Below are 12,897 nucleotides of genomic sequence, written 5' to 3'. Positions count from 1 at the left end.
GCTCGCTGGAAGGTCATGTGCCCAGGGTAACGCTTCGCGCCGAGTTTAAAGACTGACAGTCTCTTGACAACAGACCGGCGGTTCCTTACGGTCGGAGATGTAACAGACCGCCGGTCCGCAAGGCCGCCGAGCAAAGGAAGCGACATGGGCAAACACTGGACCGACCGCGACGTCCCCAGCCAGCAGGGCCGGGTGGCGGTGGTGACCGGCGCCAACACCGGCTTGGGGTTCGAGACCGCGAAGGTGCTGGCCGAGCACGGCGCCACGGTGGTGCTGGCCGTCCGCGACGTCGAAAAGGGCAAGCAGGCAGCGGCCCGCTTCGGCGCGCGAGCCGACGTCACCGTGCAGCAGCTGGACCTCGCGTCGCTGGAGTCCGTCCGCGCAGCCGCGGCCGATCTGCACGCCACCCTTCCGAAGATCGACCTGCTGATCAACAACGCCGGCGTCATGTACCCGCCCCGGCAGACCACCCGCGACGGGTTCGAGCTGCAGTTCGGCACCAACCACCTCGGGCACTTCGCGTTCACCGGCCTGCTGCTGGACCTGCTGCTGCCGGTCGAGGGCTCCCGGGTGGTGACGGTCGCGAGCGTCGCCCACAGCTTCCGCGCGGCGATCCACTTCGACGACCTGCAGTGGGAGAACTCCTACGACCGCTTCGCGGCCTACGGGCAAGCCAAACTGGCCAACCTGATGTTCGCCTACGAGCTGCAGCGCCGTCTCGCCCGGCACGGCACCACCGCGTCCATCGCCGCGCACCCCGGCGTGGCCAGCACGGAGCTGATGCGCAACTCTCCCGCCGTCGTCCGTGCACTCGCCCCCTTGATCAGCCACAACGCGGAGCGAGGCGCGCTCCCGATCCTGCGGGCCGCCACCGATCCGGGCGCTCTCGGCGGGCAGTACTACGGCCCCGACGGGCTGGGCGGGTACCGCGGCCACCCAGAAGTAGCGACCTCCAGCCCGCAGTCCTACGACATTGCCATCCAGCAGCGACTGTGGACCGTGTCGGAGGAACTCACCGGAGTGAAGTTCCCCGTCGGCTGAAGGTGACCGCACACTTCGGTGAACGTGTCATGTTGGCGCACTATGCAGGATGCATGGGCAATGCGGCATCTGCGTCGCGATGAAGGTCGATTCGATGAAGCAGTCCTTGAGTGACAAGCGGGCGTACCTCAAGCAGGTGGTCACCTGTCAGACCACGGATATCTGAGTTGGATTCCTGGTCTCGCTGCGCCACAAGGCATTCGATGCCACCAGGGTGCCGCCACACTTGAGCGCGCTCGTCGGTTGCACGGTGTTCGACGTGCCCGGCGACTCGGTCTCGTCGAGGCATCGTCACCGTAGGCGTTCCGGGCAGCCGGACCAGACCGTCGGACATGAGTAGGTCGTGCTCGTTCCCACCCGTTCAAGCCCGGTGCCGGCGGTCCGGCCGCCGGACAGCGACGCATGGTGGCGCCCAACGTCACGCAGCCAAGGTTCGCGTCGGCGTTCTGGGCCCCACGCGTGTGCCGCTTGCCTCTTTCATCGGTAGCACCATTCATTTCGAACTCTGCGCGAACGATCTTGACGAGTCGCCGAGCTTGTGTAGCGCCAATCCCCGGCCGAACTCGCAGAGTGTCAGCAGATATCGGCTTCTGGTGGGCCGTCCGATGAGCTGCGTCCTCCTGCGGTGCCTGTTCCAGAAGCACCTCCAGCGAGCGGCCGCGGATAAGTTGCATCCACATCCAAGGAGTGTCATGAGCGGGACGAGAGTTACTAAGGACGGGATGCTGTGGTTGCTCGGGGAGGCAGATGGACGCTGGCCCGCCGGCCCTGGGCCACGGGGAGCACGCTTTGAACACCGATTGCTCGTTAACGCACCCGCGCAGGCTGTCTGGGCGACGCTTTCAGAGGTCGACGGATGGGGCCGATGGAGCACCTTGTATCCGTCGGCACGAGGTTCGATTGAGCAGGGCTCCGTAATTGATCTCAGAATGCGTGTCCCAGGTACACCCTTGCTGACAGCCCGCGCGACGGTGATCGAAAGCATCCCCAACGATCGACTGTCGTTCCTGACGGTTGCCAGCATTGGCCTGAAAGGATTCCGCTACTTTCTCATCGAGCCAGCCGAAACGCCCGACGCATGCATCGCGTGCAACGGAGAGGTCGTTTCGGGAGTTTCCCGCACGGTGCTGCCCCTGTTGCAGACGAACCTCTTCCTTGGTCTACGGAGAATGAATGAAGGACTAAAAGTGGCAGCCGAAAATCGCATGCGGATGGAACTTGGCTAGCCTCGATCTTTTAAGACTGACGGATCTTCCCGGGAGGAGTGCTCGGTGCTGGAGATCAGCGGACTGACGTGGGCGGCGACGATCGGGCTGATCGTCGCGCTGCTGGCGGTCGACCTCGTGCTCGCGGCGTGGCGGCCGCATCGCATCGGCTTCCGCGAAGCCAGTTTGTGGTCGATCTTCTACATCCTGGTCGCGATCGGGTTCGGCGTGTGGTTCGCGAGCGCGCACGGCGGCGGGTTCGGCGCGGAGTACTTCGCCGGCTACATCGTCGAGAAGAGCCTCTCGGTCGACAACCTGTTCGTGTTCGTGATCATCATGACCACGTTCCTGGTGCCGGAGGAGCACCAGCACAAGGTGCTGACCTTCGGGATCGTGCTCGCGCTGATCATGCGCGCGATCTTCATCGCCGTCGGCGCGACGCTGCTGTCGTTGTTCTCGTTCATGTTCCTGCTGTTCGGCCTGCTGCTGATCTTCACGGCCGTGCAGCTGTTCCGGCACCGCGACGAGGATCCCGACGTCGAGAACAACGTCGTCGTGAAGACCGCCCGCAAGCTCCTGCCCGTCACGGACGACTACGTGGGCGGCAAGATCTTCACGCGCGTCGGCGGCAAGCGGATGGCCACGCCGCTGTTCGTCGTGCTGGTGGCGATCGGCGGCGTCGACCTGCTGTTCGCGCTGGACTCGATCCCGGCGGTGTTCGGCGTGACCGAGCAGCCCTACATCGTGTTCACCGCCAACGCGTTCGCGCTGCTCGGCCTGCGGGCGCTGTTCTTCCTCGTCAAGGGCCTGCTCGACCGGCTGGTGTACCTCTCCACCGGGCTCGCGATCATCCTGGCGTTCATCGGCGTCAAGCTGATCCTGCACTGGGGCCACGTCGACATCTCGGCGAGCATCCCCGAGGTGCCGACGCCGCTCAGCCTCGGCGTGATCATCGCGATCCTGGTCGTCGTCACGGTCGCGAGCCTGATCAAGACCCGCAACGACCCGACAGCCAAGGCCCACCCTGGCTCGCTGCGCGGCCACCGGGAGCCGGGCGAGGAAAAGTGACACTTGAGCATTTAGTAACAGGTGTGCGTGATTTGCAATGACCGAGCTTGCACTGGACCCACGCGTGCGCCGCACCCGCGCCGCGGTGCTGCGGGCCGCGGTCGACCTCGTCAGCGAACGCGGCACCACGGCGGTCACGATCTCCGAGATCGCCGCTGCCGCGGATGTCAGCCGGCGGGCCGTCTACCAGCACTTCGGCGACCTCGACGCGGTGCTGCTGGAGGCCGGTCTCGACCTCGCGCGGCGTGAACTGCTGTGCGGCTACACGGACACCACAGAACCGGTGGACCAGCGCGAGGGAACCCTCGCCATGGCCCGGCACTTCGCCCGCCACCGGGTGTTCTACCGCGCCCTGCTGACCGGTTCCTGTGCCTACGCACTGGACCGCGGGCTGATCAGCCTGCTCCTCCCGGTCAACCGGCAGGGCGTCGAGCACCTGCTCGGCGACCGGCTCAGCGGCCAGGTCCTCGACGACCTCGCCGCCTTCATCACCGGCGGAGCGGGGTCGTTCGTCACCGCCTGGGTGATCGAGGGCGCGCACGGTCCGGAGGCGTTCACCGACCGGTTGATCGCCATGCTCTCCGTCCTGTTGGAGCCCAGATGATCAGCCACCTCATCCAGCGCAAGTTCGGGCTGTCCGCGCCGCTGACCCGCGACATCACCGTCCAGCGGGATCTGCGCGTCCCGATGCCCGACGGCGTCGACCTGCTGGCGGACCGGTGGATGCCGCGGTCCGGGCGCTCCGGAGGCGGCGAAGCGGCTGTGGACGGTATCGGAGGAGCTGACGGGGACACGGTTCCCGCTGGAGACGGCCGTACGCGGCTGAGTGCGGCCCGTCGACGTGACCGAAAACATGGCCGAGGTTCTGGTCATCTGGGACGACACCCACGGTGTCCTGACCGGATCCAATACAGCACACAAGGCCCGAGCCGTCGGCTCGTGTTCCCGCTCGGCATCGAGGGCAGCCCGCTGTTCTGGGAGCGCATCGCCGAGGCCGCCGGATCCTCCTCCTCGCCGGTATGGACCCTTCTGACCTGAAAGGCTCGTCGATGAGCGCTCAACACAACACGGAGTCGAACGAGGTTCGATTCCCGGAAATCCCGTCGGGCGGTCGATACGAGCTCCTCATCGGCGGAAAGCGGGTCCCGGCACAGGACGGCGCCACGTTCGCCTGCGTCGACCCGTACGAGAACCGCGATTGGGGCGTCGTCTCCTCGGCCGGCGCCGAGGACGTCGACCGTGCCGTCGCCGCCGCCCGGGCCGCCTTCGACGGCTGGCGCTGGACTCCTCAGGCGCAGCGGACCCAGATCCTGCTGCGCTGGGCCGCGCTCATCGCGGAGCACGCCGGCGAACTCGCGCGGATTCAGGTGCACGAGAACGGCAAGACGATCACCGAGATGCACACGGCGACGCTCGGCGTCGCCGGTGCGGCATCCTTCTACGCGAACCTCGCCGCGAACCTGCACGGCGAGACCTTCGAGTCGCCGGCGCCCGATCACCGCGGCTGGAGCATGCGCGAGCCGATCGGCGTCATCGGCGCGATCACGCCATGGAACAACCCGCTCCTGCTGCTGGCGTGGAAGCTGTTCCCAGCCCTGGCCGTGGGCAACACGATCGTCATCAAGCCGAGCGAAGTCACCCCGGTCTCGACACTGCGGCTCGCCGAGCTGGGTGTGCAGGCCGGCGTCCCGGACGGTGTGCTCAACGTGGTCACCGGGGCGGGCGTGACCGGAAGGGCGCTGGCCGAGCACCCCGGCGTGGACAAGCTCGCGTTCACCGGATCGACGGCTACCGGTCGTGCCATCGCCCTCGCGGGCGCGCAGCGGTTCGCCCGGGTCACGCTCGAGCTCGGCGGCAAGGGCCCGCACCTGGTCTTCCCGGACGCCGACCTCGACCTGGCGGTGGAGGGCCTGCTGACCGGTATCACGGCCGGCACCGGACAGGCGTGCAACGCGGGAAGTCGGCTGCTGATCCACGAGCAGGTGTACGACACGGTGACCGAGCGGCTCGGTAAGCGGCTCAGCGAGCTGCGTATCGGCGACCCGCTCGACCCGGAGGTGGCGATCGGCCCGCTGGCCTCCCGCCCCCAGCTCACGAAGGTGCTCAGTTACCTGGACTTGGCGCGGGACGAAGGTCACAGGCTGGTGACCGGAGGACGTCGCGCCGCAGGGAGCGAGTCGCTCGATCGGGGCCTGTTCGTCGAACCGACGTTGTACGCCGATGTGGACAACCACGCGCGGCTGGCGCAGGAGGAGATCTTCGGCCCGGTCGGCGTGGCCATGAGCTTCAGCTCGGACGAGGAGGCAGTGCGGCTGGCCAACGACATCCCCTACGGTCTGACCTCCGGCTTCTGGACGAAGGACGTCGATCGTGTGCACCGGCTTTCCAGCCAGTTGCGTTCGGGTGTGGTCTGGATCAACACGTGGCGGGTCGGCTCGTTCCAGCTGCCGTTCGGCGGAATGAAGGCCAGTGGTATCGGCCGTGAGGGCGGCCTGCACGCGCTCAACGCGTACACCGAGGAAAAGGCCGTCTGGCTCGGACTGCACTGAGACGTCCCGCCGAGCGATCGACACGCCCGGCTGAGGCTGCTCTCCTCCCACCGAGAGCTCCGTGGGGGAGCAGCGTCATCATCGTCTACTGATCAAAAGCTATAGCAATGGAGTTGCGATGAAAGCTGTTCTCCTGCAGAAGGGTTCTACGGCTCCGCCCAGGTGCGCAGGGACATTCCGCGCCTGGTGAGTCTGGCCGAGTCCGGCAAGCTCGACCTCGGTCTGATGGTCTCGAAGCGAGTCCGGATCGAGGAGGTCGACACCGCCATGGCCGCGTTGGATGGCGGCGAGGTCATCCGTTCGGTGATCGTCTTCTGACGGTGGACACCGAGCGGTAGGGGCTCCCGGCCGACGAGCTGACGAAGTCGGCGCGACCGGGCAGTTGCTGGAGCGCGGCGCACGCCACCGTCCTCGGCGTACGCCGCTTCGGCATGCCGTCGGGCGTCACGCAACCTCGTGGTGACGGAGCCTGTACACGTGACGAAGTGCCCGGCCGTTTTCGCGGCCGAGGCACTCCCGATGAATTCGCGGGCCTTTACGCGAGGTTCTTGACGAAGAGAATCCTAGAAAGTCTTGTTGTCAACCATCTTTTTCGCCCGAGTCGCGACGCGCCGGCTGACGGTGTCCTGTCCGACTGAAGGTGCCGGTGTCCGGAGGTAGTTGTCGGCGTACTGACTAAAGTGCTCATCGGCGTCGAAAAATGGGGTGAGGAGCGCATGGTCGCGGGCGTAGCGTCGGCGACCATGATCGGTTCGGCGACCGCGGCAGCGGCGCCTATCTGATCAAGTTCTCCTGGACGCGGATCGTTCGGCACCAGTTGGTCAAGGGTGGGGCCTCGCCCTACGATCCAGCCTTGGCCGAGTACTGGAGGAACGGCGCGGCAAGATTTCGCCCCCGTTGAGCCGGTCCACCCTGCGGCTGTTGCAAGCCCAGCAGGGCCGTTGCCCGCTCTGCGGGGCTATCTTCTGCACGCCGACCACCAGCCGGCGTCGCCGCCGAGTGGGAGCAATGGCTGGCCACCACCCGCGATGGCGATCACCAAACGCGCGATCGCCATCGCGGAGGGCGGTACACCGAACGATCATCAAACCCGTCTGATGCACGCCTACTGCCGACGGAGCCGTACCGGGCTTTACGGCAATGGCCCCCACCCGGCTTCAACCCGCCAGCTTGCCCTCCCGGCTTGCTCGAGCCGTGTGCGGCGACGAGTCGCTTGCACGGTTCTCAGGGGGACCGCCGCGGCAATGCGGCGGTCCTACCCGACCCGGAGGTGAGATCCCTCCCGGCTACCCGACCAGCGCGCGCACCGACGCGCGGCCCGCACGGGCGCGACCATCGACGGTGACCACACGATGATCGGGAAAGTCCACAACGGACTCATCGTCCGAGGACAGGAAATGCGCAGCGCGGACTACCGCGCTCTCTTCCGTGCCCAGCACGAAGCCGCGCGATCGTGACCACGCAACAGCCCGATGTGGACTTCACCGGCCAGGTCGCCGTCGTCACGAGAGGCGGCGGCGGCCTGGGATCGGCCTTCTGCCGTGAACTCGCGTGCCGCGGCGCCGTCGTGGTGGTGGTCAACGACCTGGGCGCCAGTACCACAGGTGAAGCAGCCCCACCGGCCACCCGGACGCGGTCGTGCGGCGGATCTGCGATCGCCAACTACGACACCGAATCCTGCAGACAAGCGATCATCGCGGCCCTGACCGAGTTCGGCCGCGTCGACATCGTCATCAGCGACGCCGACAACTGCAGTAGCGCCTCGTGCACGCCTACCGCTGGCGCAAGTTGGAACGACTTCCGCGACGCGGTGCCTGGCCTCGAGCCGGTCGGGGTGGGGAGGGCGAACGGGTTCAGCGGGAATCGGTGTCCCAGGCGAGGTGTAGTTCGTGGGTGGCGTTGACGTGACCGGAGGCCATGCGGGGCGTTGTGCCGGGCTTGATGTCGAAGTCCGGGATGCGCGCCAGCCATTCCTGGAGGAACACCGTGATTTCGCTCTTGGCCAGGAAGGAACCCGGACACCGGTGAGGGCCGTTGCCGAATGCCGCGGAGTGCCGGTCTGGGTGGGCACGGGTGAAGTCGACCACGAGCGGATCGTCGACCTGTCGCTCGTCGAGACCGTAGAGGTTGTTGGGGATCAGGATCTGTTCCCCCGCCCTGAGTCGCACGCCCTTGAACTCCGTGTCCTGGGTGAGCACCCGAGCCGTGTTGGCGATGCCGTGTCGGCGGATGAGTTCCTCGACGGCGTTGCCCACGAGCGAGGGATCGTCAATCAGCTGCCGTCGGTGTCCTGGGTTCAGAGCGAGGAACCGTGCGACGAAACCGAGGATCGAGGCGACCGTGTCCAGGCCGCCGGCCAGGACTGTCCTGCTGAGCGCCACCGCCGCTTCGAAGGCGATGGGCTCGCCGTCGATCTTCGCCGTCACGATCTTGCTGAGGAGGTCGCCACCGGGCTGCTGGGCCCTCGCGGTGAGAACCTGGCTGATGTACTGCGTGAGGCCGGCTTGACCTTCGCCGTAATCCTGCGGGTTCCGGGGGCGGGCGATCTTCTCCGCGAAGGGCAGGAGGAACTCGCGGTCCTCCAACGGGAGGTCGACGAGGCCGAGGAAGACCTCGACGGGCAGAACCTTGGCGAAGTCGCCGACGAACTCGCATTCGCCCCGGGGACGCAGCTCTTCGATGAGCGTCACCGCAGTCTGCCGCACGATCGGCTCCAGGGCGGCGATCGCCTTGGGGGAGAACGCGGGCGAGATGAGCATCCGGTAGAGACCGTGCCTGGGCGGGTCCATGGTGAGGACGGATCCCTCATGCCCTTCAGGCCCTTGGATGAGGAGGCGTTTGTGGGAGAAACGCTGGTGGTCGAGCTGGATCGCCTTGATGTCCTGCGCCCTGGTGGCGACCCAGTGGCCGCCGTTGCGGGGAGTCCAGAAGATGTCGGGCAGGCTGTCCTGCGCGCGTTTCCAGGCCAGGTGCAGGTCTTCGTCGATACCGGTCGGCCGAAGATAGTCGAAATCCACGACGCGGTCCTGTGGTACGTGCGCGGGGATGTCCATTGTGGAGTTCGTAGTCATCGTGTCACTTCTTTCGTCGGCGTGGGTAGGGGCAGCGGACGAACACCGGTCATGCGCCGGTCTGGGAGGCGGGCAGGTTGACGATCAGCCCGTCGGTGGCCTCAGTCACTTGGATCTGGCAGGACAACCGGCTCGTGGGCCGCACGTCGAACGCGGCCTCGATCATGACTTCCTCGACCTCTTCGGGCGCGGGCAGCCTGTCGGCCCACGCCTGGTCGACGTAGACGTGGCACGTGGCGCAGTTGGCGTAGCCCCCGCACTCGGCGCTGATGCCGGGAACAAGGTTGTCCATCGCGGCGTGCATGACCGACTCACCGACGGTGGCCTCGACGGCGTGCTCGGCACCGCCGTCCTCGATGAAGGTGATCTTGGGCATGGTTGTACTCCGTTCTGGTGTCTAGGGTTTCGTGGACGAGCAGGCGAATCTCAGGACGGCGTCGGACAGCTCCGCACCGGCCTTCGCCTCACAGGGGCGTGGCCGGGATCAAATCGCGACCTCGGCCAGGGGGATCTCGTCGTCGGCCAGTCGGTCGGGATCGACGCGCGCGCCGCTGGTGACCAGGCGCCGCGCCGCGGCGAAGTCGGCTGGGCGGCTGATGACGTCGGCGGCGGCGATCCGATCGCCTTTGAGGTAGAAGGCCGACAAGGTCGTTGCTGAGCGATTGCCACGGGTGATGCACTGGTCTGCGCCACCTGACAGTCCCACCATCTGCAACTTCAGGCCGTACTGTTCCGACCAGAACCACGGCGTCGCCGTCGATGCCTGCAACCGGCCGAGGATCGTCGCCGCGGCGACCTTGGCGTGTTCGATGGCGTTGGGCGCCGATTCCAACCGGACACGCCTGCCGGCATAGGCGCTGGGCTGGTTGGCGCAGTCGCCGATGGCGAGAACATCGGGATCGCTCGTGCGCGCGAACTCGTCGACCACGATGCCGTCGTCGACCTCCAGGCCCGCCGCAGACGCCAGGGCGGTGTTCGGCTGCATGCCGATCCCGACGAGCACGAGGTCGGCGACGAGCCGTTCGACCACCCCGGAGGTCGACACGTCGACACCGGTCACCCGCCGTCCGGACGCGTCGAGTGCCACCCTCGCGACCGTGGAGGCCAGCCGGAAGCGGACGCCATGGGAGCGATGGACGCCCTCGAGAAAGCTGCTCACCTCCGGTCCGGTCACCCGCGCCAGCAGACGCGGCGCGGCCTCGACAACGGTCACCTCGAGTCCGAGTTGCGCGGCCACCGCGGCGATCTCCAGGCCGACGTAACCACCGCCGACGAGGACGAGCCTGCGGCCAGGGACGAACTGCGGGCGCAACGCGTCGACATCGTCGATCCGGCGCAGGGTGAACAGGTTGTCGAGACGGTCGGCGTCGACACCCGGCAGTGTCAGCGGCCGCGCACGGCGTCCCGTCGCCAACACCAGCTTGTCGTACGGCAGCCGGCTGCCGTCGCTGATGACGACGTCCTTGGCCGTCCGGTCGACCGCCTGCACTCGCGTGCCCAGTCGCAACGCGATGTCGAAGCGTTCGTATGTCGTGGTGGGCTTGAGGAAGAGCTGTTCGCGGGAGACCTTGCCGAGCAGGTAGCCCTTGGACAGCGGCGGACGTTGGTAGGGCGGGCTTGGTTCGTCGCCGACGAGGGTGATGTGGCCGTTCCAGCCGCGCTGGCGCAGCGTTGTCGCGAGATCGCCACCGGCTTGCCCGGCTCCGACGATCACGAGTTTTTCGGGCATGAATCGGCATTCCTTTCACCGTGAAGTGCCGTCGCGAGAAGGCGGGGACGACCGCGTTGAGGTCACAGCGATCGGGTCTTGGCTCGCATCTCGTCAAGAAATTTGATGACGCCCCTGAGCTCCTCGGCAGGTAGATCACCGGCCAGCTTTGCCAGGAGCTGATCGATGATGGTCTTGGCCACGGCGTGAACGCGTCGCCCTTCGTCGGTCAGCACCAGCCCGCGCCTGCGCCTGTCTTGTGAGTCGGCGATCCGCTCCAGCAACCCCTTCTGCTCGAGCGAATCGATCTGCCGCAGCACGACCGTCTTCTCCCGGCCGAGCTCGTCGGCGAGTTGCACCTGGGTCGCCAGGTCCGCACGGCCTGCCAGAACGTTCAACACCATGTACTGATCAGGCGTGATGTCCACACCGCCGTTCCCCAGGGACGTGCGCGTCGCTCTCGTCAGCTCGGCCACGAGCCGCTGCAGCGCGGCGGCGAGCTCCGAGACATAGGTGCTGTTGTCACTCATTGACATCCCCACTAGTTGGTATTGCCAACTTATCCTTGTCGTGGCATGCCGTCAACCCGGCGCAGGCACGAGGACATTGGTTCGCTGCGCCACCGACCTACCCGACCGTGCTCGTGACGTCGGAGGGCCCGCACCGCGTCGGCCTACGCGTCGACCGCCCGGTGCTGCACGTGAGCACTGCTCAGGAGACGTGGCGGCGGAGTGGACCACGGTGAATCGGTCGAACTCCTCGCCCTCCTCGTAGCGCCAAACACGTGTCGACCTGGGAGAAAGACCCGAGCATGTGACGGTGCGCCACATCCGGCCTGACCTGACCCCACGGGCTCGCGGCGGCCTCAACCGGTCGCGTTGGGGTTGGTCCCGATCGCACTTCGCCCGTACGTGGACCGAGCACATTCATGAGTACGCCGACAGGGGGCAGTGATGTGCGGCTGTCGGTGCCCGCGAGAATGCCGCGGTGCCGACACTTGATCTTGCCCCCTGGCGGGGCGCCGTCCTCGCTGGTGGAGCGGTTTGAGATCGCCTACGCGGACGATCACGGTGAGCAGCGCGTTCCCCTCACCGAGGCATGGGCAGTGCCGTTCGAGGCGTGCACGCCGGTGCGCGGGTTCCCTTCGTACAAGGGCCAGCGCCACCACAACGGACAGCATGGTGGGCTACGAGTCCTGGCTTGAAAGAGATCGCCTGGTCCTGGTGGACTTCGATCCCGAGGTCGTCGGCATCGCCTCCCAGCTGTTCTGGCTGTTCTGGACCACGGCGGAAGGCAAGGCCCGCTCGCACGCGCGGGACTACTTCGCCCGCCTGGGCGACGGGTCGGCGCTGGTGCTCGACGTCCGCGCAGCGGACCGGATCAAGCCACGCGACCAGGTCGCGTTCGACGCGACGCGGGAGGTCTGCGAGGCGCTCGGCTGGCGCTATGAGGTGGCCGGAGCTCCGCCGGCGGCGTTGTTGGCCAACGTGCGCTGGCTGGCCGGCTACCGGCATCCTCGCCACCGTCTGCCCGATGCCGCGGCCGCGCTGCGCGCGGCGTTCGCCCCTCCGGTCGGGCTGCTGGACGGCGCCGAGCAGGTCGGCGATCCGATCGCGGTGCTGCCGGTGCTGTTCCACCTGCTCTGGTGCCGCGAGCTGCACACCGACCTGAACCGGCCGCTGCACCCGGATGTCGTGATCGCGACCGAGGCGGTGAGTCCGTGACGTCGACAGGTGCGGTTCTGCGCGTCGGAGACCGCGTCGCCTTCGATGGCGACGAGCACCTGGTGGTGGGCCTCGCGGGCGCTGCGGTCCGGTTGCGCGCCGACGCCGGCGGCGAGCAGGTGGTGCTGACCGGGCATCTGATGGCTGCCGTGGATTTCGCGGCCCGGCAGTGACCCAGTCGGTGTTCGCCGCCTCCTTCACGACCGTCTCCAGCGTCACCAAGGGGATCCCGGTCATCACCGTCAAGCCGAACAGCGCCGTCGCCGTCACCGTCACCGTCGCCGTCGAAACGATCTCAATGGCCTTCTCGGACGAGGCGACCGGAACGAAGATCACCGGCCGTACGCCGCGCGAGTCGGCCGTACGTCCGGAGCGGTCAGCAGCGCGGAGAACTTCGCGATGATCGAAGCTAGTTGATCAATTTGTGAGTGTTGTTTCGATGGTGGCCCGCCACGGCCCCCGCGATCAGCGTCGCGATGCCGTGCTCCAGGGACGCCGCCATGTCCAGCCGGAGCTCGGCGACGACCGGGT

At 67.1% G+C, this 12,897-nt stretch carries 14 protein-coding genes; 10 read left to right on the top strand and 4 right to left on the bottom strand.

Going from position 1 to position 12,897, the window contains the following annotated elements; translation table 11 throughout:
• Positions 1 to 144: 144 nt before the first annotated feature.
• The 7 genes from ALI22I_RS00370 (at position 145) to ALI22I_RS50175 (ending at position 6,181) form a co-directional block, all read left to right on the top strand.
• The gene (locus ALI22I_RS00370; RefSeq protein WP_077003594.1) at positions 145 to 1,041 is read left to right on the top strand and encodes an SDR family NAD(P)-dependent oxidoreductase; all 897 of its coding nucleotides are present in this window, start codon (positions 145 to 147) and stop codon (positions 1,039 to 1,041) included.
• A 971-nt stretch (positions 1,042 to 2,012) separates the two neighbouring features.
• Complete coding sequence (locus ALI22I_RS52715) at positions 2,013 to 2,267, top strand: hypothetical protein (protein WP_238597983.1); 255 nt, start codon at positions 2,013 to 2,015, stop codon at positions 2,265 to 2,267.
• A 45-nt stretch (positions 2,268 to 2,312) separates the two neighbouring features.
• Positions 2,313 to 3,314, top strand: a complete 1,002-nt coding sequence (locus ALI22I_RS00355; RefSeq protein ID WP_077003591.1) for a TerC family protein — start codon at positions 2,313 to 2,315, stop codon at positions 3,312 to 3,314.
• A 37-nt stretch (positions 3,315 to 3,351) separates the two neighbouring features.
• A complete protein-coding gene (locus ALI22I_RS00350; protein ID WP_077003590.1) occupies positions 3,352 to 3,918 on the top strand; it encodes a TetR/AcrR family transcriptional regulator in 567 nt (188 codons plus the stop codon).
• Complete coding sequence (locus tag ALI22I_RS00345) at positions 3,915 to 4,352, top strand: hypothetical protein (RefSeq protein WP_077003589.1); 438 nt, start codon at positions 3,915 to 3,917, stop codon at positions 4,350 to 4,352. The genes ALI22I_RS00350 and ALI22I_RS00345 overlap by 4 nt, the downstream gene beginning before the upstream one ends.
• 11 nt (positions 4,353 to 4,363) lie before the next feature.
• Positions 4,364 to 5,863 (top strand): aldehyde dehydrogenase family protein, encoded by a 1,500-nt coding sequence (locus ALI22I_RS00340; protein WP_083751295.1) that lies wholly within the window; start codon positions 4,364 to 4,366, stop codon positions 5,861 to 5,863.
• A 162-nt stretch (positions 5,864 to 6,025) separates the two neighbouring features.
• A complete protein-coding gene (locus ALI22I_RS50175; protein ID WP_179118022.1) occupies positions 6,026 to 6,181 on the top strand; it encodes a hypothetical protein in 156 nt (51 codons plus the stop codon).
• A gap of 1,535 nt (positions 6,182 to 7,716) precedes the next feature.
• On the opposite strand, the gene ALI22I_RS00335 is transcribed toward ALI22I_RS50175, so the two are convergent.
• The 4 genes from ALI22I_RS00335 to ALI22I_RS00320 all read right to left on the bottom strand — a co-directional run bounded on the left by ALI22I_RS00335 (position 7,717) and on the right by ALI22I_RS00320 (position 11,172).
• Entirely contained in the window at positions 7,717 to 8,934 is a 1,218-nt protein-coding gene (locus tag ALI22I_RS00335; RefSeq protein ID WP_077003588.1) for a cytochrome P450, read from the bottom strand.
• 49 nt (positions 8,935 to 8,983) lie between these two features.
• Positions 8,984 to 9,310: a 2Fe-2S iron-sulfur cluster-binding protein gene (locus ALI22I_RS00330; RefSeq protein ID WP_077003587.1), complete on the bottom strand. Its 327-nt coding sequence runs from the start codon at positions 9,308 to 9,310 to the stop codon at positions 8,984 to 8,986.
• A gap of 108 nt (positions 9,311 to 9,418) precedes the next feature.
• Entirely contained in the window at positions 9,419 to 10,663 is a 1,245-nt protein-coding gene (locus tag ALI22I_RS00325; protein WP_077003586.1) for an NAD(P)/FAD-dependent oxidoreductase, read from the bottom strand.
• A 62-nt stretch (positions 10,664 to 10,725) separates the two neighbouring features.
• Complete coding sequence (locus ALI22I_RS00320) at positions 10,726 to 11,172, bottom strand: MarR family winged helix-turn-helix transcriptional regulator (RefSeq protein ID WP_179118021.1); 447 nt, start codon at positions 11,170 to 11,172, stop codon at positions 10,726 to 10,728.
• A gap of 540 nt (positions 11,173 to 11,712) precedes the next feature.
• On the opposite strand from ALI22I_RS00320, the gene ALI22I_RS00315 reads away from it, so the two are divergent.
• From ALI22I_RS00315 to ALI22I_RS00310, 3 genes are read left to right on the top strand one after another with little or no spacing between them, the layout of a single operon-like run.
• Positions 11,713 to 12,366: a TnsA-like heteromeric transposase endonuclease subunit gene (locus ALI22I_RS00315; RefSeq protein WP_443216872.1), complete on the top strand. Its 654-nt coding sequence runs from the start codon at positions 11,713 to 11,715 to the stop codon at positions 12,364 to 12,366.
• Positions 12,363 to 12,539 carry a hypothetical protein gene (locus ALI22I_RS50170; RefSeq protein WP_179118020.1) on the top strand — a complete coding sequence of 59 codons (177 nt, stop codon included), beginning with the start codon at positions 12,363 to 12,365 and terminating at the stop codon, positions 12,537 to 12,539. The genes ALI22I_RS00315 and ALI22I_RS50170 overlap by 4 nt, the downstream gene beginning before the upstream one ends.
• Positions 12,536 to 12,769 carry a hypothetical protein gene (locus tag ALI22I_RS00310; RefSeq protein ID WP_077003584.1) on the top strand — a complete coding sequence of 78 codons (234 nt, stop codon included), beginning with the start codon at positions 12,536 to 12,538 and terminating at the stop codon, positions 12,767 to 12,769. The genes ALI22I_RS50170 and ALI22I_RS00310 overlap by 4 nt, the downstream gene beginning before the upstream one ends.
• The last annotated feature ends 128 nt before the right edge of the window (positions 12,770 to 12,897 follow it).

This window comes from Saccharothrix sp. ALI-22-I, from assembly GCF_001984175.1.
GTDB lineage: Bacteria > Actinomycetota > Actinomycetes > Mycobacteriales > Pseudonocardiaceae > Actinosynnema.
This window is presented reverse-complemented; position numbering and strand designations above follow the sequence as displayed.

What these genes read in the sequence shown, in the direction of transcription:
- ALI22I_RS00325 (WP_077003586.1), bottom strand. Translation starts at nt 10,663, where the DNA reads ATGCCCGAAAAACTCGTGATCGTCGGAGCCGGGCAAGCCGGTGGCGAT.
- ALI22I_RS00370 (WP_077003594.1), top strand. Translation starts at nt 145, where the DNA reads ATGGGCAAACACTGGACCGACCGCGACGTCCCCAGCCAGCAGGGCCGG.
- ALI22I_RS00345 (WP_077003589.1), top strand. Translation starts at nt 3,915, where the DNA reads ATGATCAGCCACCTCATCCAGCGCAAGTTCGGGCTGTCCGCGCCGCTG.
- ALI22I_RS00320 (WP_179118021.1), bottom strand. Translation starts at nt 11,172, where the DNA reads ATGAGTGACAACAGCACCTATGTCTCGGAGCTCGCCGCCGCGCTGCAG.
- ALI22I_RS00350 (WP_077003590.1), top strand. Translation starts at nt 3,352, where the DNA reads ATGACCGAGCTTGCACTGGACCCACGCGTGCGCCGCACCCGCGCCGCG.
- ALI22I_RS00335 (WP_077003588.1), bottom strand. Translation starts at nt 8,934, where the DNA reads ATGACTACGAACTCCACAATGGACATCCCCGCGCACGTACCACAGGAC.
- ALI22I_RS00340 (WP_083751295.1), top strand. Translation starts at nt 4,364, where the DNA reads ATGAGCGCTCAACACAACACGGAGTCGAACGAGGTTCGATTCCCGGAA.
- ALI22I_RS00330 (WP_077003587.1), bottom strand. Translation starts at nt 9,310, where the DNA reads ATGCCCAAGATCACCTTCATCGAGGACGGCGGTGCCGAGCACGCCGTC.